Source organism: Rhodanobacter sp. FW510-R10, assembly GCF_058781105.1.
The window spans coordinates 2,668,592-2,692,395 of sequence record NZ_JBYSWL010000001.1 but is presented as its reverse complement, the minus strand read 5'-3'; the positions used below and the strand labels follow the sequence as shown (position 1 = coordinate 2,692,395).

Genomic DNA, 23,804 nt, shown 5'->3' with positions numbered 1-23,804 from the left:
CGGTGCCGGCCGTCTCGGAGAATTGACCTTTGTCAAACGACTTGCGGGAAACGCATCGTCGTTACAGACCGTTACACGACGTTGCGTGAGGGACATCAGGTTGCGAGGTCCAGGCCGCATGCTGGCAGCGAACGTAATCAAGCCTGGAGCTTCGCCATGGATACGCCTTATGCAGCATGGTCCACACCCGAAATGCCGACGCCACCGGCGCTTGCGAGCGAACCACCGTTCGAACTGGACATGGAAGAACTACAGCGGCACATGGTCGTCACGCGCAGGAAAATCCGAGCTGGCCAGTACCTGTATCGCAACGGCCAGCTGTTCCGCGCACTGCATTTCGTGCATGCGGGGTTCCTGAAGACCTGCGAGTTGGCCGAAGATGGCCGTGAGCAGGTCACCGGCTTCCGCATGCGCGGCGACCTGCTGGGCGTGGAGTCCATTGGCCTGGCGGTTCATACCTGCGATGCGGTCGCACTGGAGGACTCGCAGATATGGGAGCTGCCATATCCTCCGGTACTCGATGCATGCCTGCACATTCCCGCATTGCAAGTCCGCTTGTCTGCGGCTCTTGCGGAGGAAATCCGCCGCGATCGTTCCTGGATGCTGACCATTGGGACGCTGCCGGCGGAACAGCGCGTGGCGGCATTCCTGCTCGACTTCGCCACGCGGATTGGGCGCCTTGGCTTTAGTGCCCGGCATTTCATCTTGCGCATGGGGCGTGCCGACATCGCGAGTTTCCTGGCACTCAAGCACGAGACCGTGAGTCGGGCGCTGTCGCATCTCGAACAGCTCGAATACATCTCGGTGCAGCGGCGCGAAGTGGAGCTGCTGGACATTCCCCGGCTGAGCTCGTGCGCCGGCATGGCCTGCGCGATCCAGTGACTGGAACGGTCAAACGTCGCCGAGAACGCGCCTGATCGCGGCCAAGAGCTGTTCGCGCCGATAAGGCTTGCGCAGCAATTCGAACGTCGCGGCGGCCTCGCCGTGGTGCTGTTCGACGCTTGGCCCCTGGTAGCCGGAACTGAGCAGGATCGGCAGTTCCGGGCGAAGGCGGCGCGCCTCGCGCGCGAGTTCCATGCCGTCCATGCCGCTGCCGAGTACCACGTCGGAAAACAACAAGTCCACGTTCGGGTTGACGAGCAGCAGGTTCAGGGCTTCGCGCGCGCTGGCCGCGGCGACGACGCGATAACCGACGGCGCCCAGGAAGCGCGTGGCGATGATGCGGACATCGGCTTCATCCTCCACCACGAGGATCACTTCTTGCCCTTCTGCCTGTGGGGCAGGGGCGGCAGGCCGGTCGCTGGATGTGTCCTCGGCCCGGCGGCTGGCCGTCGGCAACAGCAGCTCCACGCGTGTGCCGTAGCCGAGGCGGCTGTTGATGGTGACGCTGCCGCTGGACTGGGTGGCGAATCCGTAGACCATGCTGAGACCCAGGCCGCTGCCTTTGCGGGGAGCCTTGGTGGTGAAGAACGGTTCAAAGGCATGCGTCTGCGCGTCAGGCGACATGCCGGTGCCAGTGTCGTCGACGGCAAAAGCGACGTAGCGGCCTGGCGGCAATTTCCATCGGCTGTCGCCGTTGTCCAGTATGGTCTCACGTGCAGCGAGCACCAGGCGCCCACCACGCGGCATGGCGTCGCGTGCGTTCAGCGCGAGGTTGACCAGCGCCGTGTCCAACTCGTTTGGATCGGCGTACACGTCAGGTACGTCGGCGGCACAGTCGACGCGCACCTGGATTGCCTCGCCCAGCGTGCGCCTGAGGATGGTCCCCAGTTCTTCCATCAGCGGCCGCGGCACCACCGCGCGGGGTTGGAGCGGCTGCCTGCGCGCAAAGGTCAACAGCCGGCGCGTGAGGCTTGACCCACGGTCCACCGCACGCAACGCGCTGTCGATGATCTCCTGCAGCTCCGGTTGGCCTGCCAGTTCGATCTCCAGCAGCTGCAAGTTCCCGGAGACCACGGTCAGGAGGTTGTTGAAATCATGCGCGACGCCACCGGTGAGTTGACCGATGGCGTCCAGTCGCTGGGCATGCGCCAATTGTTCCTCCGCCTGGCTGCGCGACATCGCTGACGCCAGGAGGTTGGCAATCGATTGCAGGAATTTCACCTTGTCCTGATCAAGGCTCCTCGGTTCGGCGGCCAGTGCGATCAGGAAGCCAAGCAATTCGCGGCGCCCTGCCAGCGGCGTAATGGCCACATCGTGGAAGCCCGCCAGGGCAAGCTCCGATTGCAGCGCGCCGAGCGGCGCGTCGCCCGGCGTGTCGAAGGTGATGACCTCGAGTTTGTCGGTATCGACCGCGTCACGAATGAAATCGGCGTTGCCGAGCGTGGATGAAAGCATCTGCGCGGATGCGCTCGAGAGTCCCGTAAACGCAGAAATGTGCACGCCGCCGCCACGCCATCCAGTTGACAGGATCGCTGCCGCGGAGAGCTCAAGGGCGGAAGTCGCCAGTTCCAGGATCCGGCGGATTGCGAGTTCGTAGTCGGGCGATTCGAGTGCCAACCGGCTGATCAAGGCCGCACAGTTGTCGCGCCGCTCACGCATCAGTTGCTGCCGTACGCGTCGGGTATCGGAGATGTCGCGTATGGAGGCGATCATGATGATGCCTTGCGGGGTGGCAACCGGGCTGAGGCCCACCTCGACAGGGAACGACTGGCCATCGTGTTTCCTGCCCAGCAATTCATAACCTGTGCCCATGGGGCGTGTGCGCAGCCGGGTAAAGTGATCGCGTCGATGGGCACGGTGCGCGCTGCGCAGGGATTCCGGCAGAAGGGCTTCCAATACCAGGCCGTGCAGCGCCGCCGGTGCGTAGCCGAATATCCGTTCGGCCTGGGTGTTGGCGAGCACGACCGTGCCGTTGTGGTCCACCGCGATCATGGCGTCGGGGGCGATGGCGAACCATTGGCCCAGCATCGTGAAGCTGGCCTCGGGAAGTTTCGCCGGATCCATCAATCGGTCCGCCGGGAGACTCGTGGCGAGAACAGATACCCGGCGCCGCGCACTGATTTGATCAATTCGGGGTTCGCGGGATCGGCTTCGATCTTGCGCCGCAGGCGCGCGATCTGCACGTCGATGGCCCGGTCGTAGGGACCGGCGCCGCGGCCGTGGATCTGGTCCATCAGCTGGTCGCGCGACAGCACCCGGTTGGGATATTCGACGAACACCCGCAGGAGCTCGTACTCTCCTGTGGTGAGTGCGATGGCATCGCCGAGGCGGGTATGGAGCGTTCGCGCCATTGGGTCGAGTCGGAGATCAGCGAAGTGGAACGCCGACTCGTTGGTTTGATTCGTGGCAGCGGCGATGGGCGCCGCACGCCGCAGCACGCTGCGCACGCGTGCCAGCAACTCGCGCAACTCGAAGGGCTTGGTGACGTAATCGTCGGCGCCGAGTTCAAGCCCGACCACGCGATCCACCGCCTCGCCACGACCAGTGATGATGATGAGCGCGCCATCCCAGCTCTTGCGCAACTCGCGCGTCAGCGCGAAACCATCTTCGTCCGGCAGACCCAGGTCGAGCAGCACCAGGTCGATGGCTGCCTGCCCGAATGCACGGCGCATCTCGGCGCCGTTCGCTGCCGTGCCAACTTCGAAACCCTGGGCGGTGAAGTAACGGCGGAGCAGGTTCAGCACCTCGACGTCATCGTCCACGACCAGCAGCTGCAAGGAGGAGGGCATGAGGCCGCGCCTGATAAAAGGCCTGCCGGGGATATTAACCCAATGCCGTGGCCCGCGTCGCGCTGGAGCCACAGGTGATTCAAGTCAATATCGCCATTGTCCACGACGCTACCGTAGATGTTGACTACGGGATGCAGGTATGGAACTGGCCACGCTGCCGGGTCGGCTGGTTCCGTGTCGTTCCAACCCATATGGAGTGAGCTTATGGCCACCTTGACGCAGGAACAGGTCGCGCACCTCGTCGCGCTGATGGACGAGCGCTACGAGCGTGAGAAGGAAGAGATCCTTGCCGTCTCGCAGCGGGCACGGGAACAGCGGAGTGAACGCGCAGCGCCCGATTGGAGTGACGCAGCACTGGCTCAAACTACGCTGGCGGCGGACGACGCCGTGGTCAACCAGGACGTCGAGGACATACGCGACATCGAGGCCGCGCGCATACGCCTCTCGGCGGACGTCTACGGCATCTGCACGGATTGCGACAAGGCGATTGCCTACGAACGCCTACTGGCCTATCCCACGGCCAAGCGTTGCATCCGTTGCCAGCGGCGGTACGAGCAGGAGAGGCGGTAGGCCGCAAGTCGCATTTTTGCCGACGTGGTCATCGGGGATCGTCAGCGGCAGGTGCAGCCATCGCCGATGACCAGCTCGCCGTCGGCCACGAACTTTGCCACGTCCGCCGCCAGGTGCACCACGTTTCATGGGCCAGGATGCAGTCGCATGCCTACAGCGCCCCATCGGTCTTGCTCATCGGGCATACGGCACCCTTGGCGCCATGACGGGGCGGCAAAAGCGATGTGTCTTCCTCAACGCAAGCGGAGACGGTCTTCGACGCGTCGCACACCTGGCGCAGACCAGACCGCGTGCTCCACCGCCTGCATTTCGCTCCAGTTGTCGACATGTCCGTCAATGCGCACCGTGCCGTCATCCAACACGTCCACCTGAACGGCGCCCGCTTCGATTTCGGCGAGCCGTTTCAATGCCTCCTGGATGCGATACCGCACGTCGCCGAGTTGTGCGCCGGCGGCGAGCGTGATGTCGTTGCTGACGCCCCTGACTCCGCCGAGCTTGCGAACCTCCTTCTCGGCGGCCAGTCGCTGATAGTTCCACTGCACCTTGCCGGACAACGTGACCCAGCCGTCGGCGACCCGTACGCGGATGCCGCCTTTTGGCACGACCGCGTTCCAGGCCAGGATGTTGAGCGCGCGCTGCGCGATTTCATCGTCGTTTTGCTGTTTGTCGCCGGGCAGCCGAACCTCGATCTTTTGTGCGATGCCCTTGACGCCCTTCACCCGCCAAGCCGCGCGCTCGGTGGTCATCTTCTGCGCGTAGTCGGTGACGTAGCCACTCAAGGTGACCACGCCGTTTTCGGCCGTGACGCCGATGTCGGCGGCGTCGATGCTGGGCTCGTATTCCAGTTCGTCAATGACGAGCTGGCGCAGTTCTTTGTCGTTCATCGGTGTGCCCTCTTCACAGTGGAAGTCTTGTTTCAGGAGTTGCGCCGGTGGCCCGTTTGATCCGTATCAATCTTGCGCGTAATGAACTGTCGCGGTGGACAGAGCGCCGGATCGGCGCGTGCGCCGCGCTTCCTGATCCGGCGGTGGCCTGGGCGCGGAGACCGCGCAAACAGCACATAGGCCAGCGCGATACCCACCAGGAGCGCGTAGGCGAATATCGGCAAGACGATCAGGATGGCTTGCATGCGCACGAATCTCCAGTTACCGCTTTGGCACGATCACGGTAAGGGACGTGCGAGCCGATGACTTGATCCCGGTCACCATCACGCGTCGTCGAGTGCCGGCATGGAAATGCCGGTATCGCTTCCACATCCTGCGTGGCGGCGCTTGTGGCGTTTCACTGTGCCGGCGAAATGCACCCAAGCGATCATGGGCGGGCGCAGCTTTGGTGACCGCTGGGCGGGGAGTGGGCGTCCTTCCAGTACTCGCCGGTCCGCAGGCAGGGGTGAGTTGATGTGCGTCAACATAGCTCTGTATGCCGGGCGTAGCGTCACCTATGTGCTCGACGCACATCTGCCAACAGAGGAGTACGCCATGACTGCATTGACCCGCTTCAATCCGTTCCGCAACCCCGCGCGATTTGACACGCCGGCGACGTTTGACGACTTGTTCCGCAACTTCGGTTTGGCCCCGGCGTGGAACCAACCCGAGTTTGTCGACATGCGCGTGGACATCACCGAGGATGACGATGCATTCCACGTCAAGGCGGAAATACCCGGCGTGAGCAAGGACGACATCGATGTCTCGGTGGATGGCAATCGTGTTTCGATCACCGCCGAGGCGAAGCGTGAGAAGGAAACGAAGGAGGCCAAGGAACTCGTCGTTGAAAGGTCGTGGGGCAAGGCCTACCGGGCCTTCGCCCTGCCGGCTGACCTCGATGGCAGCCGCACCGAAGCGCGCTATGACAAGGGCGTGCTCTCGCTGACCTTGCCCAAGAAGGCCAACGGCAACGCGCACCGGATCACCGTGAGCTGATCCAGGGACATGCGCCAGGCTACGTCGCATGAGTGCGGCGGCAGCTTGCCGGCCCGTGAGGCACGCGCCTCCCAGGCAGTCGACCGCAAGGGTCGAACGTGGAGGACGTCCACTCGGGCCGGCGTTTCTGCGCTTGTCCGAAGCCGGGTGGCTCCAGATGCAAGGATTGAATACATGCACGCAATGGTTCTCGAGGGGATTGGTGATCCGCTGGTCATGAAGGAATTGGCCAATCCGCCGGTGCTGGCGGACGAGGTGTTCGTGCGCATCGAGGCCTGTGGCGTATGTCGCACCGACTTGCATGTGGTCGACGGCGATCTGCCCTTCGTGAAGCCGCCGGTCGTACCGGGACACGAGATCGTCGGCATCGTCGAACGTGTGGGCCGCGACGTCGAAGAGCTCGTGGCCGGTGCGCGCGTCGGCGTGCCCTGGCTGGGCGGTACATGCGGAATGTGCGCCTATTGCCGAGACGGCCGTGAGAACCTCTGCGATCATCCGGAATTGACGGGCTATACGCGGCCGGGCGGGTTTGCCAGTCACGTGGTTGCCCGGGCTGCCTATTGTGTGCGCCTGCGCGACGACGCCGATGTCGTGGCCACCGCGCCGCTGCTCTGTGCCGGGTTGATTGGCTGGCGGTGCCTGAAGCGGGCCGGCGATGCGCGGCGAGTCGGGTTGTACGGGTTCGGCGCCGCAGCCCATATCATCACCCAGGTGGCAGGCTGGCAGGGCCGCGAGGTGTTTGCTTTCGTTCGTCCCGGGGATGAGGCGGCGTGCTCGTTCGCGTTGTCGCTCGGTGCCGTCTGGGCGGGCGACTCCGATGGTCTGCCCCCTGTGCCCTTGGACGCGGCAATCGTCTTCGCGCCGATAGGCTCACTGGTCCCAGCAGCGTTGCAGGCCGTGCGCAAGGGCGGCAGGGTGGTATGTGGTGGCATCCACATGACGGATATACCCGCCTTCCCGTACCGCCTGCTATGGGAAGAACGCGAACTCGTGTCCGTCGCCAACCTCTCGCGCGAAGACGCGAAGGAGTTCTTCTTGGATCCGACTGCCATGCGGGCAAGGACGATCACCAAACCCTATCCGCTGGAGCGGGCCAACCAGGCGTTGACCGATCTGCGCAAGGGCCGATTCAATGGCGCCGCCGTGCTCGTGCCGTAGACCTCGCCCGACTTGGTTTCATATAAATCATTGTGTATCAATAATATACAATGCACACGTTATCTGAATTCACCTGGTGATTCGAGTCGCGACATCCTGGCGTTTGCCAAAGTGTTTATCGAGTCGCTCGGTGCCCGAGTGTGAAACTGCAGCCGTATCCCCGCATCGCACGGTGCCGACCGGTCGATGGCGCGCTCAACCTGCGGAGGGTGGTGTTTCGTTTCTTCGGGCAACATCGGCAACGCAGGGTGGGTGCCCACATTGGCAAGTCGGCGCATCGCTCGAGGTCGGCGATTCGGCACGTTTGCGACAGTGCTCGCTGCAATAGGCCTGATCGCCCGCAACCGGGCAGCGGCAGCCGCGATGCGCGCAACGTTTGTCGGTGGTGGTGTTCACGCACAAACTCCAGGCAAAGTAAACGTGACGTAGCCTCTGCGGTGTCCGCTGCCGCCGCGTTGTCGCAGGAAGTCGCCATCCGTGGCCACCGTCGGCTGTTGTTGGTTTTGGCCTTGTCGCTGCTGCGCCAGCCGTTCGCGATTCCGGGCGTGCAATGACGAGGTGCCGACGTGGGCTTCCTGCGTGCGCCGGCCCAGGAGTGGACGATGCCCGAGATCACGGCCATCCAAGCCTAGACTATGGGACATCAACGCCCAGTCAATGAGACTCGGAGTCGGTGGAGCAGCCGTTGAGGCGCCGCCGTGCACGTACGTGGCTTGATTCGAGTGATTTCTTTGGACCCCGTACAACGTCTTGGCAAATCTACCGTTTGTATGGAAGGGTATAAACTCAGGATGGACTCCGGCGATGGCAAGGCGCAACGCAAGTCGTGCGATCTGCTGACTACCGCGGTTAGCCTGAATTTCGCATAATGTATATTATGTAAAATAATGATAGGTGCAGCTGGGCTTCGGAATCAGGCTTGCCGGTTCTAGGTCACTCGCAGAAGTGCACGCCACCCCCTGAATTGCTTGATGAAAACTTTGCGTGGGATGCGCTTGGAAGCATGGTGTCCGCGACATCGTGGCAGCGGAGCCACTTGTGGGCTCGGACAGCGTGAAGAGCAAGGCCTGGCTACATTCGACGAATTCGCAACTGGGCGGCCTGCCGGCAACGCTGATTGAGCTCCAGATCGCTGCATCGAACGGCATCCCGTCATGACCCTTCTCGAGGCAAGCCTGGCGCCTCGAGCGGCTCCAGTAGCCTATGAAAATTGTGAGGTACTACGCGAAAAAGCCTCGTCACAAGGACCTCCATTCATATGACCGCGGCAGAGTCGAGCCGGGCGCAGCATTGAAAGCTGTCTTTCTCTACCCCGATAACACAGGCTAATCGCTCTGCCCCGGCGCCCGGTTCGTTCAGTGGCATCAAACTGCCCCCAAAAGGGCGCCATCCCATGCGTGTCAATTTGACTTTGTGGCATCGGCGTGGGGTACTTCAAATGGCATTTGATTCAAGCACCGCAGACCTGCCTCCGCGCCGTGCAGCAGAGCGCGGCGTTCCCGGACACCGACGCCGGAAGGCGGCTTTCAATCCTTAGGCATTGATCTGCCAGCGCTGTCACGCCGGGCCGATGCGACACGACGATCAGGGTGGTTCGTGGCAAGCGACGCTTCAGCGTGACGAGGACAGCCAACTCCGCAGCGGTATCCAGCGCGCTGGTGGCCTCGTCGAGCACGGCCAGACGTGGTTGCCGCAGGATCACCTGGGCCAGCAGCAGCCGCTGCAGTTCACCGCCGGATAGGCTGCTGGATGCATCGTGCAGCGCGGTGTCGAGCCCAAGTGGTGAGTCGGCCAAGCGCCGGTTGAGGCCGACGTCGGCCAGCGCGCTGCGCAGCAGTGCATCGGTGGCGTCGGGCGCCGTCCAACGCAGGCACTCGCGCACCGAACGCTGCCACGGTCGCACGTTCTGGCTGACGTAGGCACCATGGCGCACCAGTTCGCGATAAGCGTCGAAACCGATGGGCTGGCGGTTGAGGCGCGCCAGGAAGACGTCGGGCATTGCCATGCCGGCCAGCACGTCGACCAGGCTGCTCTTGCCGATCCCGGAATCACCGGAAATCAGTATGAGCTCGCCGGGCGCCAGCACCAGTTCGCCGACCTCCAGGCCCGCCGGCGGCGGCGTTAGCCGCATCCGCTCGATGCGAAGGACTCCCTCGCCCGCCGTTGGCTGGGATGACGTCGCAGGCGCAGGTGGCCGGTCCGCATCCAGGCTCATATAACGATGCCATAGCTCGAAGGCTGGGGCAGTCGAGCGCAGTTGCTGGAAGCTTTGCCGCGTCGTCACCAGGTATGGAAGCAGGCGCCCGAGCAATAGGCACACGGCGATGAGCGAGGCCCGGTCCACGCCGTGCCAGCGATCGGCGAGCAGGAACAGCGAGGTGATGCCGAGCGTCGCCAGCAGCTCAAGCACCAGTCTCCCGGAGGCCACCAGCTCCAACTGACGGCGATAGCCGTGGCCGAGCCGGGCCGCAATCGCACCGCAGCTTGCCTTCTCCGCTGCTTCGCGTTCGAACGAGCGTACGTGGCGCAGGCGTCGCGGAAAATCCTCGCTGTGCCAGAACAGCTGTGTCATGTCAGCCACATAGCGGCGCGCGACCAGCGCCTGCTCGCGGCCGTAAGCGCGCGAGGCGGCCAGCCCGATGCCGACCAGCACCGGTACGGCCAGCAGCAGCGGCGGCGAAACCCAGAACGCGAAACCGAGACTGACCACAGCGGTGATACCGACCACCAGCAGCTGCTGCAGGGCGCTGAAGCCCTGCACGAGGATCTCGACGTTGTGGGTGAGCACGTTGGCAATTTCCGCGGACGTCGCATCGGCCAATGCCGCCAGCGGCGCATCGATCAGCCGCGCATGCACCTCACGGCGCAGATTCATGCCGTAGCGGCTGACCAATCGTGCACCCAGCCGCGCCGCCTGCCAACGCAGCAGCGCAAACGCACCGCTGGCGGCCGCAAAGGTCGCCGCCTGCACGCCGATACTGCGGCGTGCATCGAGCAGGCCTGCGCCGAACGGCAAGGTGTGACCTGGCTGCACCAGCGGCACCAGCAACAGCGCCGCCACGCTGCCGGCGATGGCGGCGCCCAGCGACAACACGACGTACACTGCGGTTTCCACTAGATCCTTGTGCGCGAGCGTGTGCATCAACGCGCGCAACAGGTCCAGCGACCGGACCTGCATCATCGAAGGTTCATCGCGCATCGCCGCCGGATCACGCGGTTGGGGGTCATGGTTTCGAAGCCTCTGTCCGACGGTTCGGTGCGACGTTGCTCCCTGGTCAGATTGCGCATGCGGGTGAGTGCGGGCCACCGGACAAGAAGTTGTAGGTGGCCAGTGCGTTCCGAATGACTAGTACGCTCCGACAAGCAGCTCGCCCAGCGCGGCGACCGCATCGCGCGGATGGCGCCCGCGGTGCAATTCGTGGACACCGCGCTGGATCAGCCGCTGCTCGAAGCGATCCCAGCCCGGTTGCGTCGCCGCATATGGCTGGTTGGTGCGCAGGCGGGCTGCCGCCTCACCGGCATGGACCGGGCTCAACAACGCATCCGCATCGCCCGTTGCTTCGGCACACACGAACACTGCCCCGACCAAGTCCAGCGGCGCTGCCGCAAGCCGGCCAGGGCCCTGCCGCAAGTCGGCCTCGAACTTCTCCACACCGCTGCGCCGGTGGATGCGTGGCGAACGGTCGAGCCAGCGCCGGGCGACGGGGTCGTCCATGTGGCGCAGCGTGTCGGCCTGCACATGCAGGTAGTTGGCGACGCCGGTGGCGAGCAGGGTTTCCGGTTGCACGAAGACGGCGTCCTCGGCGAGAAAGTCCAGGCCGTGCAGCAGGCTGTGCAGGGCCAGCGTCGACTTGCCCGAACCGCTCGCACCCAGCAGCAGCACTCCCCGCCCCTGCCGACCCACGCAGGCGCCATGCAGCGGAACCAGGCCCAGACCACGGGTCGCGAGGGTGAACACGGTGAATTCCACGAGTTCGTAGCGCAGGTGGTAGGGCTGGTCGAGCATGTCCTCCGAAGCCACGACCAAAGCCTGCCGCTGTGCGGGTGCCAGCACCACGTAGTTCGACGCGTCCATGACTCCGCACAGCAGGCCGGCACCGGATTGCATCCGCACCGGCAGCGGCTCAGTGCCCGGCGACGTGACGCGGCGCGGCATCAACCGCAGTTCGATCCGGAATTCCGCCGCTGCTGCCGGCAGGCGATGTGGTGGCAGGCCGGCATAGGCAATTTCGACCACCTGCAACAGGGCCGCGCTGGCACTGACGAACCGAAAGTCACCGCCAAGAATTTCCTTGCGCACGGAGAACGTCGGATCGCTGCGCTCACGGAAAGGGTTGGCATTCGCGTCCTGAACGCCGAGGGAAATCGTCGACGCCATCCTCGTCCCGCACGCCTCGTGGGAAGTATCCATTGAGTGCGACCGCAGCAAGAGAAGGTTGCGCGTGCAGCTGTGTCCAATGCGACCAGCGCCACATCCCGGTGCAGCGACCCGCCGTGGCACAGGCAACCGAAGCTCCGTGACGGAGCACTCACTCGGGAAACCAGCAAGGCTCGAACGCACCCATCGTGGCGTCGCCGCAGCCCGTCCCGGCCCGTGGAGGCCATAGTGATGCTGAAGATCCTGGTCGGTCACACCTACTACCTGAAATACGACCGGAAGCAGTGGGAGCGCGGCAAACCTTATCCTCCCCTCGCCACGATCCAGGTGGCCGCCCTGTTGCGGCAGCTGGGGCACGAGGTCGCGCTGTTCGACGCCATGCTCGCCGAAGGGGTCGAGAATTTCGCCGCATCCCTGCACGGCTTACGTCCGGACCTGGTCGTGCTCTACGAGGACAACTTCAACTTCCTGACCAAGATGTGTCTAGGCTGCATGCGCGAGGCGGCCTGCCGCATGATCGGCGAGGCGCGTGCCGCTGGCGCCCGCGTGGTCGTTGCCGGCTCGGACGCTTCCGATCATCCGGAGGCCTTCCTCGCGGCAGGCGCGGAGGTGGTGCTGATTGGCGAAGGCATCGCGGCGCTGACCGAATTGCTCGGCCGCCTGGAGCACGCCCCAGGCACCCCCGCCCCGGCTTGGGTGGGCGGCCTCGCCGGTATTGCCGTGCAGGTGGATGGCCAGGTGCAGCAGATGCGCATCGGCGCGCTGCCGCCCGATCCACATCTGGTTGGCCACCCGGCCTGGGATCTGGTCGACGTCGAACGCTATCGCGCTGTCTGGTACAAGCGGCACGGCTACTTCAGCCTCAACGTGGCCGCATCGCGAGGTTGCCCGTTCCACTGCAACTGGTGTGCCAAGCCGATCTGGGGCAACCATTACCTGCAGCGCACGCCGATGGACGTCGCGGCGGAGGTGAGCTACCTGAAGCACGCTTTTCAGCCCGACCACATCTGGATGGCGGATGACATCTTCGGTTTCCGTGCCGACTGGGTGACGAAGTTCGGTGAACACCTGCGTGCCACCGGAGGCGCGGTACCGTTCACCATCCAGACCCGTGCCGACCTGATCACCGAACGCATGGCCGAGGCGCTGGCGCAAGCCAGCTGCGTCGAGGCGTGGCTTGGCGCCGAGAGTGGCAGCCAGCCCGTACTCGACGCCATGAACAAAGGTACCCGGGTGGCCAAATTGATCATGGCGCGGGAACGGTTGGGCCGGTACGGCATCCGTGCGGGCTTCTTCATCCAGCTCGGCTACCTGGGCGAACAGCTGGCAGACCTGCTGGCAACCCGCGAATTAATCACGCAAGCGGCACCGGATGATATCGGCGTGAGCGTGTCCTATCCATTGCCCGGGACGCGGTTCTACGAACTGGTGAAAGCCCAGCTGGGCCGGAAGACGCATTGGCGGGACAGCGACGACCTGGCGATGATGTTTCGTGGCGCCTACGACTCGGAGTTCTACCGTAGTGTGCGCGATCTGCTGCACGAGCAGGTCGCGCTGCGGCGGACGAAAGCTGGCACGCCGCCGGAACGCTATCGTGCGGCCACTACCAAGCTCGACGCGCGCTGGGACGCGTTGATCGCGAGCGAAGACGCACATCGCAACCACGATGCGACGCCACCCCCCGCGCTGCAGCGCATCGCCATGCAGCAGCGCTGATCGCCGTGCTGCCGCCACTCGCCGTCGTCAGGAACGGCCTGCGCCGCACCACCGAAGCGCTCGCCACCGAGCTGGCGTTGGCACGGCCGGGTGGCGAGACGCCCGCATGGAGCGAACTGGAATGGGAGCTGGCCGCGGCCGCTGCCGTCGCGCACGGTGTGGCGCCGCTGCTCAACCAATACTCGACCTGGAACCACCCGGTGTGGCGACGTTTCCTCGCCGACCAGCGCGCGCACGTCGAACAGCGCCATCAACGCATCATCGAACTGCTCCTGCGCATCGATGCCGGCGCCCATGCCGCGGGCTTTCCCGTCGTCGCGTTGAAAGGTGCTGCGCTGCATGCCGAGGGCATCTACGCGCCGGGCGAACGGCCGATGGCCGACATCGACCTGTTGGTGGGCGAAGCCGATGCCGCAGCCGCGGGCGCGCTGCTGCAGGAACTCGGCTACGTGGACTCGTTCGCGCAATGGAAACACCGGGTGTTCAAACCCGCCCGCAGCCAGCCTTATGCCGGATTGGGCGAGCACCGTGATGCACCGGTGAACATCGAGCTGCACACACGGATCCAGGAGCGGTTGCCCATAGCCGCCGTTGACATCACCGGGCGGATCTACCCGAACGAGCCTATGCCGGGCCTGAATCCGTATCCGTCGACTGGCGCTTTGATGAGCCACCTGTTGCTGCACGCGGCGGGCAACATCTGCAGCCGCAGCCTGCGCCTGATGCACCTTAACGACATCTCGCTACTGGCTACGCGCATGGTCGCGCGCGACTGGAACGAACTATGGGACGCTGGCGGTGAGGATGCCCCCTGGTGGGCACTGCCGCCGCTGCGACTGGTCGCACGCTACTACCGGCATGCCATTCCCAAAGCCGTGCTCGTGCGGCTCGAACACGATTGCCCGCCCCTGCTGCGCACGGTCTCTCGCTGGCAGACCCTGACCCGGGTGTCATGCTCCGAGCTGTGGCTGCACGCGCTCGCCGGTATCGAGTGGTCGCAGTCTTTCGGCGAAGCCGCCCAGCATCTCACACGCCATGTCCTGCCCACAGATGAAGTCCGGAGGGAGCGCGCCGACATGGTGCGCACCCAGCTATGGCTGCAGGGGCAGAACTGGACCACCTTGCCCCGGCGCCGGCGTTTGCTGACCTGGCTCATCCGGCCGGTACCGCGCATGGACACCTTGTATGTGGTGCGCGCGGCGCTGGAGCCCCGCGCCCCTTCGACAAACGGATAGCGGATCTGCCCGCAGGGCACCGACGACATGCACACCGGCAACCAGTACCACGAATTTATGCTGGCCTCGCCGCAGGACCAGGCTGTGCGGGACAGGTTCCAGCGGCTGGCTTTGGACCTGCTGCCTGCCGGTGCGGCCTTGCTCGATTTCGGTGCCGGCACCGGCATCGATGCGAAGGCGTATGCCGCCAAAGGTCATCCAACCTTCGTGTTCGAACCTGCGGAGGCGATGCGCGATTGCCTGGTGCGGAACTGCCGCGTCGAGATCGCCCACGCGGCCGTCATCACAGTCGCTTCGCCGCTCGCCTGCAGGGTGCGGGCGGTCACGGCGAACTTCGCGGTCTTCAACCATTTCGCGGAGCACGCCGCGCTGTTCGAACAATTGTCGTGCGTGGTCCAACACGGCGGTTTCGTACTGGCCAGCCTGCTCAACCCCTATTGCCTTGCCGACGCGCGCTACCGCTGGTGGCGGTCGAACCTGGTGAATCTCGCGCGCCAAGGCCATTACGCCATCGCGAGCGAAAGTGGTATCCACCGGTTCTCGCCGCAGGCCATGGCACGGGCGGCGGCTCCGCATTTCCGACTGGAGCGCGTCGTCCCCCGCGGCTTCAGGCTGGCCTTCGAGCGCTACGTGCTCCTGTTGTTTCGGAGGATATGAGAATGTGGAAGGACCGGATCAGACCGTTCATTCGTCCCCTGCCGCAATGGTCGGTGGTCGCCGTCGCGTCCCCGCAGCAGGGGGTCATTGCCAACCTGCGCTGGGCCAACGCCACGGCAGATGTCACCACCGACCACACCGTGGCTTCGCTCCGGCCGCTCACCATCGCAACCAGCCTGGATGCCGGGCCGCGCGCGGTACTCGAGTACCGCGACCGCGCCAGCGGCCGGCTGCTTGGGATGCTGCGCCTGGCGCGCGCGGCAGCGGTCAGCGTTGAAGGTACGAGGCTCGTCCTCTACCGTGTCGTGGCCGGCGGACATCGCTGCCTGGTGTGGCCATTGCGCCCGTGGAACGCCTGGCTGCAGAACCGCCTCATGCGGCAGAACACCTCGTCGCCGCATTCCCTCATGGCGCCTGCCGCGACCCAGCAGTTGATGGTCGCCTACCTGTGCCCACGGCCGGTCATCCTCGTCTCCGTCGAGGCGCGGGGTCACCGCAACATCTTCCCGATGGATCTGATCGGTCCGCTGGGGCGCAGCGGACTGTTTGCGCTCGCGCTGCGGAGCACCAACATCTCCGTACCGGTCATGCGCGAATCGTGCCGGGTCGCCCTCTCCTGTATGCCGGCGACGATGAAGGACGCCGTTTACGCACTCAGCGTGCACCACAAGCAGCCGCTCCTGGACTGGGCGGCGCTGCCCTTCCTGGTGCGGCGCTCGCGTGCCTTCGGCATACCCGCGGTGGCGACTGCGCTGCGCATCCGCGAGCTGGAGATCGTGCACAGCGAGGAGGTCGGCTCGCATACGCTTTTCCTCGGCCGCATCGTGTCGGAGGAAGTGCTGACGCAGGGCGCCCAATTGCACCACACGGCGGGCTTCCACCAGGCCTACCGCCGCCGACGCGGCGAACCGTTCGCGGAGGTGCGGTCTGCCTGAACGTACGGCCGCAGTCTCAGGCCTTCGTCGCCACCGCCATGGTGAGGCCCTGCAGGAAATGAAAGTCTGGCCGCCGCAGGGCGTAGCGCGCGTCGTGCGGATCGCACAGCCGCGCCAGCGTGTCGAAATCCTCCGGGTGCAGATAGGGTCGCAGGCGCTCACCCCAGGTGTCCCGGAAGATCGCGTCGCGCAGATAGCGTTCGTCCGCTTCGGCGAGCGGCTGGATACGCTCGATCATCCGCGTGCGCACTGCCACCTGGGGCAATCCCGTTGCCTGCAGCCAGCCGACCAGCGCGCGGACTGCGGCGAATTCATGCTCGCTACGGCCATAGCGCTCGCGATAGTACGCACGCACCGCGTCGTTGACGCGTTGTTCGAGGCGGGCATCCCATGCAAAGTACATGTCCGGCACCAGCGAGCTCTGCCCCACTACCAGGCGGCCGCCCCGACGCAGCAGCTTCGCCAGTAGCTGCACTCCGGCGACCGGGTCGTGCAGGTGGTTGACCGCGTTGACGGACCAGATCAGGTCGAAGCTGCCTTCCACCAGCGGTGGCCGCAGCATGTCGGCCTGCAGGATGATCGCTTGCGCCGGCGCAGTGCAGCGGGCGATGCGGACGTGCGCGACCGCCAGGTCCATTCCCACCACCAGTGCGCGGTTCCCCGTCGATTCGCAGAACCAGCCAACCGTCTCCCCCGTGCCGCAGCCGGCGTCGAGCACACGCTCCCCCGTCCGCACCCCCACCCCCAGTGCAGCTATCCCCTCGCGCAGTTCCGGCCGCGCGAAGGCATTGAACAGCTGGAGCTTCTCCGTGTAGTCGCGTTGCGGAGTGTCGCCAAGCAGTCCGGCGGCCGGTGGCGCTGTGGCGCCATTCATGCGCATATGGCATGCAGCCGGCGGTAGAGCGCCTCGAATGCGCGAGCGGTGTGGTCGGCGTCCTCGCGCAGCGCGCGGACCTGGGCGCCGGCGGCCAGGCGCAGCCACAGTCCCTCGTCGCCGAGCACACGGCCGATCGCATTCGCCAGTGCCGGCGCGTCGCCAATCGGCACGGCCAGCGCCGCCGTCGGTGCCCATTCAGCGATGTGCCCGACCGCCGTGCCCACGGTGGGCACGCCCACGGCAGCGGCCTCGAGCACCACCAGCGGGCCGGCCTCGTGCAGCGACGACATCACCAACAGGTCGGCCGACTCCATCAGCGGGCGCAGTTCGTGTTGGGTCTTGAAGCCAAGAAAGCGTGCCCGACGATCCAGCTTGAGTCGGCAGGCGAGCCGCTGCATCTCGCCCTGCAAGGTGTCTACCCCGACAAGGTCCATTTCGAAGTCCAGTCCTGCTTCTGCCAGAAGCGCCAGCGCGTGCAGCAGGGTCGGCTGGTCCTTGACACGGTTGAGGCTGGCGACGTGGATCAGCCGGGCCGGCCCTCCGCCGCGCCCGTGCGGCGCCCGCGGCGGCCAGGCCAGCAGGTCAACACCCAGCGGCACGCGCCAGGCATCGAGCCCGAGCGCACGCAGCGAGTCGATGACCGGTGCGCTGGCGGCGGTGATCGCATCGGCGCCGCGCAGCACCATCGCCTCGCGCAGTCGCGCCTTCCACGTGCGCCGGCCGCCGTAGCCGATCCCGGGCAGCGCGATCAGCTCGCCGCCGGCGACATGCACCAGGCTTGGCCGTCGCAGCAGCTTCGCCGCGACGACGGCGACCAGGCTGCAGGAACCGGAGAAGATCGCGTGGATCGCGTCGAACGGCGCGCGGCGATGCTCGGCGCGGATCGCTGCGATCGCGCGTAGCCGCGTTCGGCCTTCGCCGATGTTGTGGATGTGCGCGCCGGCGAGTTCCCAGCGACCCGGCGCCACCTCCTGATGCAAGGCGAACACGTGCACCTCATGCCTGCGCGCCAGCCGCCCGATCAGTGCCAACAGGGCCGGGATCACGCGGAACTCGCCGCTGCGGTCCACTCCGCCGGGAACTACCAGCGCGAGCTTCATGGCGTGCTCCCGTGGCGATCGTCGAGAACCTGCGCATAGGCATCGGCCCACAGCCGACCCACCGCCTTGAACGAGAGCGTCTCATCAAAATGCGCGCGCACCTGCTGCGGCGAAGCCTGGTGCGCCACCGCACCAACCAGCGCCTCGGCCAGTGCCGACGCATCGCCGCACGGCCACAACCGGCCAATGCGGCCGTTGCCGGTCAGTGCGCGGAAGGCAGGGATGTCCGTGAGTATGGGCGTGAGGCCGCAGGCGATGGCCTCCATTGCCGCGTAGCCGCTGCCCTCGGCGCGGCTGCCGGAGACGAACAGGTCGGCGGCGCGCATCAGCGCTTCGACCTGCGCATGCGCCACCCTGCCCAGCAAGTGCACTCGCCCGGCCAGCCGCCGGTCGGCATCGATATGCGCCCGCACCTCGGCCAGCATCGGCTCCTCGCCAAAGGCGCACCACAGGCGCAAGCCGGGCATGCGCTCTGCCGCCAGCGCAACGCCGTCGAGTACCGTCAGCGGGTCCTTGCCGCGATTCAGGCGCCCTACCCACAGCGCGCAAGGCTCGCCATGCACGCCGGTCGCGGCACGCGCCAGTGCGCGATCGCCCGGCGTGAAGCGGCTGCTGGATTCGGGGATCGAGAGAAGTCGTGTCGCCGGACCGAACATGCCGGCGGCGACGAAGGGCTGTGCGAGATCGAGTGAAGTGAATGCGATGCCTGCCGCTGCCGCGAAACGGCGGCGCTGGCGCGGCCGCCACCAGCATGGCAACCGGTCGGCATGGTCCTGGAAGACCACCGGCAACCCCGGCGCGAGGTTGCCTGCTACGGCGAACGCATCGTCGGCGTAGGCCAGGCTGTGCGCATGCAGCACGTCGACGCCGCTGCCGTCCAGGGCCTCGGCGAAGTGGCGGCCACGACCCTGTGCCGTATGCGTTCCGCGCATGTCGACGAGGCGGTAGTCCACGCCGGCGTGCGTCAGGCGCCCGGCCCGCGCGGCTGCCTGCAGCACGGTGACCCGGACGCCGGCGCTGGCCACCAGTTCCGCGATGTCCGCCAGCGACGGCCAGCGTTCGAGCAGCGCCGCGAGGTCCAGACCGCCGGGTGCGGGCAGGAAATTGATCTGCACCACGTGCATGGTCCGCGCCTACAGGCCCGACACCTGCGGCATGCGCAGGCGTACCAGGCGGTTCGCCAGGGTCAATTCCCACGGCCGGTCGTACTTGCGGGAGCGGTAGCGCCAGCCAGCCATCGCGCTCAGCCTGCGCTTGGCCCATGGCGGCGCACGCAGGTCCTGCACGGTGGGGTAGCGGCAACGCAACACGGTGACGAAGTCGTTGATGCGGTGGCGCAGCCGGTCGCTGAGCCAGGGGGCATCCATGTGGCAGGCGTAAGCGACCCAGCGCGGCTCGGCCCACCCGTCCGGCGTGGTGGGGAATGCCACAGGCTCACCGTCGATGTCCAACAACGGCGGGCCAGGCCGCCTGGCGCGGTCCTTCTCGTGGCGGCTGTGCTCCGGCAGCGGCGTGTAGATGTAGATCACGATCTCGGTCTGCGGATTGATCCGCTTCATCTCGCGGATGAACTCGAACGTGCGCTCGGTCTCCTCTTCGGTGTTTTCCGGCGGTGCAACCATGAACGACAACTCCGGGATCACACCGTGGCGGCGGCACAGCTCGACCACCTCCCGGGTCTGCTCCGGCCGCGTACCCTTGCGGATGTCGTGCAGCATCTGGCCGCTGGGCGATTCCGCACCGATGTAGGCCATGCGCAGTCGGCTCCTGCGCACCAGTTCCCACGAGTGCTCCGAGAGCTTGAGCAACGCATCGGAGCGGGCGAAGCACCACCACGGCAGCTCGAACCTGGCCATCACCTCGAGCAGCGGCACCATGTCCGCCTCGCGATCGAAGAAGTTGTGGTCGAAGTACTGCACCGCATCGGCACCCAGCACGTGCTTGAAATAGCCCAGCTCGCGCTCCAGTCGAGCCGCCGCCGGCAGCCGGGTCGAACCGTTGAACATCGCCGCCACGCCGCAGAACGTGCAGTGGTAGCGGCAGCCGATTGCCGCCTGGTGGGCGACGGTGCGCTGACCGAGATAGGTACGCGCCAGGTAGCGGCGGGGATTACCGAGCTTGTCGTAGGGCAGCAGTCCCGTGGGGTCGTGGCGCGCGATGGGACGGGCCGGGTTGTGCACGACCGTGCCGGCGTGCTTCCAGGACAGGCCGGCGATACGGCCAAACCCGGGTCCGTCGCCGACAAGTGCGGCGACCAGCTCAGGCAGGGTTTCCTCACCTTGCGCGCGGATCGCGTAGTCCACGTATGGTGCAGCCAGCGTGGCGTCCGTGTGCAGGGTCGGGAAATAGCCGCCCCAGATGATTGGTACCAGCGGAAAACGCGCGCGTATCGCCTTGGACACGGCGATTGCCGTGGCTACCTGCGGTCCGCCCATTACGCCGACGCCAACGGCGTCGAAGCGTTCCTGCTCCATGGCACGCAGGCTGTCGTCAACGAAGTCGCGATCCACGTTGCCGTCGATGATGCGGCTGCTGCCGGCACGGTCCAGGGCTGCCGCCAGATGCAGCAGTCCGAGCGGAAACCTCGCGCTCGAGCGCGAGGTGACGGTCGGGTTGATCAGCAAGGTGCGCGGAGCGGTCATGGGCTGGCCTGCGTGCAAGCGTGATCGGCAGTGGCGAAATCGGGCGAGCGCCGCAAGCGGAGGACCAGCGCGACGGGCACCTCCAGCGCCCGGGGATCGAAGCACGCGCCAGCTGGGATGTCTGCCGGGTCGAGCATGGGTTCCAGCACATGCTCGATGTGCAGCGCAAGTGCGGTGCAGGCGGCGTGCCAATGGCTGTACAGGTGTGGGGTGTGGCGCACGGCGTAGCGGCAGCCTCCGGATTTGAAATCGCGCTGCCAGCCCAGGACGTGTCCGATCGGATGCACGTCGCTGCACAGCATGATGCCGCCAGGTCGGGTCACCCGGCGCAACTCGGCCAGCGCCTGCTCGAGGTGCTGCACGTGCCCGACGGTCAAGCCGCAGATCGTCAGCTCCGCCTGGGCATCCGGTATCGGCAACGCCACCAAGTTTCCCTGCAGCAAGGTGACCTGCACGCTGGTGTGCAAGCTGCCCAGCTCCACGCTGGCGCGTTCCAGCATCTGTGGCGACAAGTCCACGCCGATTGCACGCCCGGTGCCGCGCCGCAAAGCATGCAACAGGTAGCGCCCACTGCCGCAGCCGGCATCGACTACCACCTGTCCGCGCAGCGAGGCCGGCATCAGCCCGAGCATCGCGCGCTCCTCGGCACACATCACCGAGTTGTGGGCGTACGCCGGATATTCTGAGGCCCACAGCGCGTAGGCCTCGGCCGGCTCCAGCAGCGGCGCGTGCGCGATCACGGGCACCACGCTTCCGCGGCGCGCTCGCACCCGGACGCGTTGCGTGCGATGGCAAGCTCAAGCCCGGGCTCGAGGGCAAGCAGATCCGGCTCGGCCAGAGGCGCGGCCAGCAGTTTCGGACGACCATCCAGCAACGCAGGCACGGCGTCCACGCCGGCGACCGCGAACCACTCGGAGAAATCGGGATCGGCGATGCACGGTACACCGTCGCGCACGACCGCCCGGATCTCGCTGCGCGTAAGGCTGGTCAGGCTGCGTGCCGCGCCGCCGCGATCCTCGACGATCACCAGATCAGCCGGCGCGCCCGGTGCGATGATGCCACGTCCGGGCAGGCGCAGTATGCGCGCCGCCGCCGTCGTGGCCAGCGTCAGGATCTGCGCTGGTGCGAGCTCGCCGCATGTGGCGATGCCACGCATTTCTTCGAGCAGGTCGCGTGCGCCGCTGAGTCGCGAGTCGCTGCCCAGCGCGAGGCGGCCGGACGCACACAAGCGTCGCGGGTCGAGCGTGCGCCCGAGCAGGTTGCGGTTGCTGGTGGGACACCAGACTACTGAGGCGCCGCAGGCAATCACGTGATCGATGTCCGTCGGCCGCAGGCCTACCCCGTGCACCAGCACACTGTTCGCCGCAAGGCAGCCGAGCCGGTCCAGCTGCGCCAGCTCCGCCTGCGCGATCGCATCCGTACCCTCGGCCAGGTGGATCATCCAGGGACGCCCGACGGACGTGGCGGTAAAACTAGCCCGTACCGGTGGCCCATAACCGGGCCAGCCCAGTGCATAGCTCCAGCCATAGTCGCGCAACAGCGCCACCGGAAAATCCAACGCGTCGAGCGCCGGGTGCCAGGGATCGTGGTGCGCCACGCAGGTGGCGCCGGCGAGCAGGTTCTTCAGCGCGCCGTGACGCAGCCGCAGCGCTTTCGGCAGGCGCAGTGCGGCGGCCACGGCGGGCTCGGCGAAGTGCGCCTGGAACGCCCTGATCCACGCATAGCTGTTGGTGAACGGCACATCCGCATGCAGTGGCGGAACCGCGTTGACGTGCAGGTGTTCGTGCGCATTGATCAAGCCGGGGAAGATCAGATGGTCGCGCAGGTCGATGCGCCAGGCCCGAGCGGACGGTGTGGCACCGATCCGCGCAGTGCGGATCGGCAGTGGCGCGTGCGAGGCGCCGGATGGCGCGACCGTGATTGCACGGCATAGGCTGATGTCCAACGCGTGCAGGTAGCCCATGGGGTCAGCGCCGCCGCATCAGGATCAGGAAGTGGTCGCCCATGTCGCGCAGCAGCGGCAGCGCGCCGAGGCGATCATCGAGCCAGCCCAGGCATCTGCCGTAGCGGCCATGGCGACGGTAGTAGTCCACAAGGTAGGGCGGCGGCAGGAACAGGCCGAGCGCACGGTAGCCCGCCAGCACGAAGTGCCCGGCGAAGGCGCGGTAGAACTCGCGCGGTGTGTAATAACAGGTCCAGACCGTGTGCTGGTTCATGCCCACCGCAGTGGCGCCACGCGCAGCACGCACGCCTGCCCGCCGCAAGCGTCCGCGCAACACGTAGTGCACCAGCTCCCACGGGCAGATCCGGCCGATCACCGAAAACACCAGTTGGCCACCTGGCCGCAGCAGGCGCGCACATTCGGCCGCGACCACATGCAGGTCCGGGGCGCAATTCAGCGGACCAAAGTTCGAGTAGATGCCATCGAAGGCGTCGTCGAGCCGGTCGAGCTGCTGGATGCCTAGGTGTGCGGTGGCGACGTGGGCCTCCATGCCTGCGACGGCGGCACGCACCTGCGTGCGCGCGGTCATCTGCGGTGACCAATCGGTGGCGACGACCTGGTAGCCGCGCCGCGCGAATTCGAGTGCATCCAGGCCGGTGCCGCAACCCAGGTCGAGCAGGTGTCCGCCAACAGGAAGTACGCGGCACACGGTGTCCCAAAGAGTCGAGCGCATGCGCTGGATCAGCTCGTTGTTGCCGCGGGGGCCGTCGTAGTCGACCGCCACGCTGTCAAACGCACGCCGCGTGTCGAGCAGCCGCGCCTCGTCCAGGGAACCGCCTGCGCCCCGCTGGCCCGGTACGCCTGGCGCGGGAGCGGGAAGGATTGTGGTTGCCAGGGTGTGCTGCCCGAGTTCATGTTCCCCGTTCATCTTGATCTTCGCTCCGGTGGAACATCGCCTGAAATGCACCATGACATGCAGCATCGACCTCGCCAGCTTGCGCCGT

21 protein-coding genes are annotated in these 23,804 nt (G+C 66.2%); 8 read left to right on the top strand and 13 right to left on the bottom strand.

The window, feature by feature from the left end; all coding sequences use genetic code 11:
• Positions 1-156 precede the first annotated feature (156 nt).
• Positions 157-882 (top strand): Crp/Fnr family transcriptional regulator, encoded by a 726-nt coding sequence (locus tag AC3WJB_RS11735; protein ID WP_492681723.1) that lies wholly within the window; start codon positions 157-159, stop codon positions 880-882.
• A 9-nt stretch (positions 883-891) separates the two neighbouring features.
• Here the strand turns inward: AC3WJB_RS11735 and AC3WJB_RS11730 are convergent, their stop codons facing one another.
• Together AC3WJB_RS11730 and AC3WJB_RS11725 are read right to left on the bottom strand one after the other, a co-directional pair.
• Positions 892-2,946 (bottom strand): PAS domain S-box protein, encoded by a 2,055-nt coding sequence (locus AC3WJB_RS11730; protein ID WP_492681721.1) that lies wholly within the window; start codon positions 2,944-2,946, stop codon positions 892-894.
• Positions 2,946-3,671, bottom strand: coding sequence for a response regulator (locus AC3WJB_RS11725; RefSeq protein ID WP_492681719.1), 726 nt, complete (start codon positions 3,669-3,671; stop codon positions 2,946-2,948). The genes AC3WJB_RS11730 and AC3WJB_RS11725 overlap by 1 nt, the downstream gene beginning before the upstream one ends.
• A gap of 204 nt (positions 3,672-3,875) precedes the next feature.
• Here AC3WJB_RS11725 and AC3WJB_RS11720 point away from each other — a divergent pair, with 204 nt between their 5' ends.
• The gene (locus tag AC3WJB_RS11720; protein WP_492681717.1) at positions 3,876-4,241 is read left to right on the top strand and encodes a TraR/DksA family transcriptional regulator; all 366 of its coding nucleotides are present in this window, start codon (positions 3,876-3,878) and stop codon (positions 4,239-4,241) included.
• A 233-nt stretch (positions 4,242-4,474) separates the two neighbouring features.
• On the opposite strand, the gene AC3WJB_RS11715 is transcribed toward AC3WJB_RS11720, so the two are convergent.
• Together AC3WJB_RS11715 and AC3WJB_RS11710 are read right to left on the bottom strand one after the other, a co-directional pair.
• Entirely contained in the window at positions 4,475-5,125 is a 651-nt protein-coding gene (locus AC3WJB_RS11715; protein ID WP_492681715.1) for a BON domain-containing protein, read from the bottom strand.
• Positions 5,126-5,157: 32 nt separating this feature from the next.
• Positions 5,158-5,370: a hypothetical protein gene (locus AC3WJB_RS11710; protein ID WP_492681713.1), complete on the bottom strand. Its 213-nt coding sequence runs from the start codon at positions 5,368-5,370 to the stop codon at positions 5,158-5,160.
• A gap of 100 nt (positions 5,371-5,470) precedes the next feature.
• On the opposite strand from AC3WJB_RS11710, the gene AC3WJB_RS11705 reads away from it, so the two are divergent.
• Positions 5,471-6,160, top strand: a complete 690-nt coding sequence (locus AC3WJB_RS11705; protein ID WP_492681711.1) for an Hsp20/alpha crystallin family protein — start codon at positions 5,471-5,473, stop codon at positions 6,158-6,160.
• 216 nt (positions 6,161-6,376) lie between these two features.
• Positions 6,377-7,318 (top strand): zinc-dependent alcohol dehydrogenase family protein, encoded by a 942-nt coding sequence (locus AC3WJB_RS11700; RefSeq protein ID WP_492681709.1) that lies wholly within the window; start codon positions 6,377-6,379, stop codon positions 7,316-7,318.
• 1,450 nt (positions 7,319-8,768) lie between these two features.
• On the opposite strand, the gene AC3WJB_RS11695 is transcribed toward AC3WJB_RS11700, so the two are convergent.
• Complete coding sequence (locus AC3WJB_RS11695) at positions 8,769-10,499, bottom strand: ATP-binding cassette domain-containing protein (RefSeq protein ID WP_492681707.1); 1,731 nt, start codon at positions 10,497-10,499, stop codon at positions 8,769-8,771.
• A 165-nt stretch (positions 10,500-10,664) separates the two neighbouring features.
• Complete coding sequence (locus tag AC3WJB_RS11690) at positions 10,665-11,696, bottom strand: phosphoenolpyruvate carboxykinase (ATP) (protein WP_492681705.1); 1,032 nt, start codon at positions 11,694-11,696, stop codon at positions 10,665-10,667.
• Between the two features lie 231 nt (positions 11,697-11,927).
• Here AC3WJB_RS11690 and AC3WJB_RS11685 point away from each other — a divergent pair, with 231 nt between their 5' ends.
• From AC3WJB_RS11685 to AC3WJB_RS11670, 4 genes are read left to right on the top strand one after another with little or no spacing between them, the layout of a single operon-like run.
• On the top strand, positions 11,928-13,412 hold the full coding sequence (locus AC3WJB_RS11685; RefSeq protein WP_492681703.1) for a B12-binding domain-containing radical SAM protein: 1,485 nt from the start codon (positions 11,928-11,930) through the stop codon (positions 13,410-13,412).
• A 5-nt stretch (positions 13,413-13,417) separates the two neighbouring features.
• Positions 13,418-14,647 (top strand): nucleotidyltransferase family protein, encoded by a 1,230-nt coding sequence (locus AC3WJB_RS11680; RefSeq protein ID WP_492681701.1) that lies wholly within the window; start codon positions 13,418-13,420, stop codon positions 14,645-14,647.
• A 27-nt stretch (positions 14,648-14,674) separates the two neighbouring features.
• Entirely contained in the window at positions 14,675-15,304 is a 630-nt protein-coding gene (locus AC3WJB_RS11675; protein WP_492681699.1) for a class I SAM-dependent methyltransferase, read from the top strand.
• A 2-nt stretch (positions 15,305-15,306) separates the two neighbouring features.
• Positions 15,307-16,239, top strand: coding sequence for a flavin reductase (locus AC3WJB_RS11670; RefSeq protein ID WP_492681697.1), 933 nt, complete (start codon positions 15,307-15,309; stop codon positions 16,237-16,239).
• 16 nt (positions 16,240-16,255) lie between these two features.
• Here the strand turns inward: AC3WJB_RS11670 and AC3WJB_RS11665 are convergent, their stop codons facing one another.
• The 7 genes from AC3WJB_RS11665 to AC3WJB_RS11635 are packed head-to-tail and all read right to left on the bottom strand — an operon-like array spanning position 16,256 to position 23,728.
• Positions 16,256-17,113, bottom strand: coding sequence for a class I SAM-dependent methyltransferase (locus AC3WJB_RS11665; RefSeq protein ID WP_492681695.1), 858 nt, complete (start codon positions 17,111-17,113; stop codon positions 16,256-16,258).
• On the bottom strand, positions 17,110-18,216 hold the full coding sequence (locus AC3WJB_RS11660) for a glycosyltransferase family 4 protein (RefSeq protein ID WP_492681693.1): 1,107 nt from the start codon (positions 18,214-18,216) through the stop codon (positions 17,110-17,112). The genes AC3WJB_RS11665 and AC3WJB_RS11660 overlap by 4 nt, the downstream gene beginning before the upstream one ends.
• Positions 18,213-19,340, bottom strand: a complete 1,128-nt coding sequence (locus AC3WJB_RS11655) for a glycosyltransferase family 4 protein (RefSeq protein WP_492681691.1) — start codon at positions 19,338-19,340, stop codon at positions 18,213-18,215. Before AC3WJB_RS11655 ends, AC3WJB_RS11660 begins: the two co-directional genes overlap by 4 nt.
• 9 nt (positions 19,341-19,349) lie before the next feature.
• Positions 19,350-20,858 carry a B12-binding domain-containing radical SAM protein gene (locus AC3WJB_RS11650; RefSeq protein ID WP_492681689.1) on the bottom strand — a complete coding sequence of 503 codons (1,509 nt, stop codon included), beginning with the start codon at positions 20,856-20,858 and terminating at the stop codon, positions 19,350-19,352.
• Complete coding sequence (locus tag AC3WJB_RS11645) at positions 20,855-21,595, bottom strand: class I SAM-dependent methyltransferase (RefSeq protein WP_492683192.1); 741 nt, start codon at positions 21,593-21,595, stop codon at positions 20,855-20,857. The genes AC3WJB_RS11650 and AC3WJB_RS11645 overlap by 4 nt, the downstream gene beginning before the upstream one ends.
• Positions 21,595-22,821, bottom strand: a complete 1,227-nt coding sequence (locus AC3WJB_RS11640; RefSeq protein WP_492681687.1) for an amidohydrolase family protein — start codon at positions 22,819-22,821, stop codon at positions 21,595-21,597. The genes AC3WJB_RS11645 and AC3WJB_RS11640 overlap by 1 nt, the downstream gene beginning before the upstream one ends.
• Positions 22,822-22,825: 4 nt before the next feature.
• Entirely contained in the window at positions 22,826-23,728 is a 903-nt protein-coding gene (locus AC3WJB_RS11635) for a class I SAM-dependent methyltransferase (RefSeq protein ID WP_492683190.1), read from the bottom strand.
• Positions 23,729-23,804 lie beyond the last annotated feature (76 nt).

Bases quoted from the DNA above. Each gene is read 5' to 3' on its own strand.
- AC3WJB_RS11735 (WP_492681723.1), top strand. From the start codon at position 157: ATGGATACGCCTTATGCAGCATGGTCCACACCCGAAATGCCGACGCCA.
- AC3WJB_RS11730 (WP_492681721.1), bottom strand. From the start codon at position 2,946: ATGGATCCGGCGAAACTTCCCGAGGCCAGCTTCACGATGCTGGGCCAA.
- AC3WJB_RS11725 (WP_492681719.1), bottom strand. From the start codon at position 3,671: ATGCCCTCCTCCTTGCAGCTGCTGGTCGTGGACGATGACGTCGAGGTG.
- AC3WJB_RS11720 (WP_492681717.1), top strand. From the start codon at position 3,876: ATGGCCACCTTGACGCAGGAACAGGTCGCGCACCTCGTCGCGCTGATG.
- AC3WJB_RS11715 (WP_492681715.1), bottom strand. From the start codon at position 5,125: ATGAACGACAAAGAACTGCGCCAGCTCGTCATTGACGAACTGGAATAC.
- AC3WJB_RS11710 (WP_492681713.1), bottom strand. From the start codon at position 5,370: ATGCAAGCCATCCTGATCGTCTTGCCGATATTCGCCTACGCGCTCCTG.
- AC3WJB_RS11705 (WP_492681711.1), top strand. From the start codon at position 5,471: ATGGAAATGCCGGTATCGCTTCCACATCCTGCGTGGCGGCGCTTGTGG.
- AC3WJB_RS11700 (WP_492681709.1), top strand. From the start codon at position 6,377: ATGAAGGAATTGGCCAATCCGCCGGTGCTGGCGGACGAGGTGTTCGTG.
- AC3WJB_RS11695 (WP_492681707.1), bottom strand. From the start codon at position 10,499: ATGATGCAGGTCCGGTCGCTGGACCTGTTGCGCGCGTTGATGCACACG.
- AC3WJB_RS11690 (WP_492681705.1), bottom strand. From the start codon at position 11,696: ATGGCGTCGACGATTTCCCTCGGCGTTCAGGACGCGAATGCCAACCCT.
- AC3WJB_RS11685 (WP_492681703.1), top strand. From the start codon at position 11,928: ATGCTGAAGATCCTGGTCGGTCACACCTACTACCTGAAATACGACCGG.
- AC3WJB_RS11675 (WP_492681699.1), top strand. From the start codon at position 14,675: ATGCACACCGGCAACCAGTACCACGAATTTATGCTGGCCTCGCCGCAG.
- AC3WJB_RS11670 (WP_492681697.1), top strand. From the start codon at position 15,307: ATGTGGAAGGACCGGATCAGACCGTTCATTCGTCCCCTGCCGCAATGG.
- AC3WJB_RS11665 (WP_492681695.1), bottom strand. From the start codon at position 17,113: ATGAATGGCGCCACAGCGCCACCGGCCGCCGGACTGCTTGGCGACACT.
- AC3WJB_RS11660 (WP_492681693.1), bottom strand. From the start codon at position 18,216: ATGAAGCTCGCGCTGGTAGTTCCCGGCGGAGTGGACCGCAGCGGCGAG.
- AC3WJB_RS11655 (WP_492681691.1), bottom strand. From the start codon at position 19,340: ATGCACGTGGTGCAGATCAATTTCCTGCCCGCACCCGGCGGTCTGGAC.
- AC3WJB_RS11650 (WP_492681689.1), bottom strand. From the start codon at position 20,858: ATGACCGCTCCGCGCACCTTGCTGATCAACCCGACCGTCACCTCGCGC.
- AC3WJB_RS11640 (WP_492681687.1), bottom strand. From the start codon at position 22,821: ATGGGCTACCTGCACGCGTTGGACATCAGCCTATGCCGTGCAATCACG.
- AC3WJB_RS11635 (WP_492683190.1), bottom strand. From the start codon at position 23,728: ATGAACGGGGAACATGAACTCGGGCAGCACACCCTGGCAACCACAATC.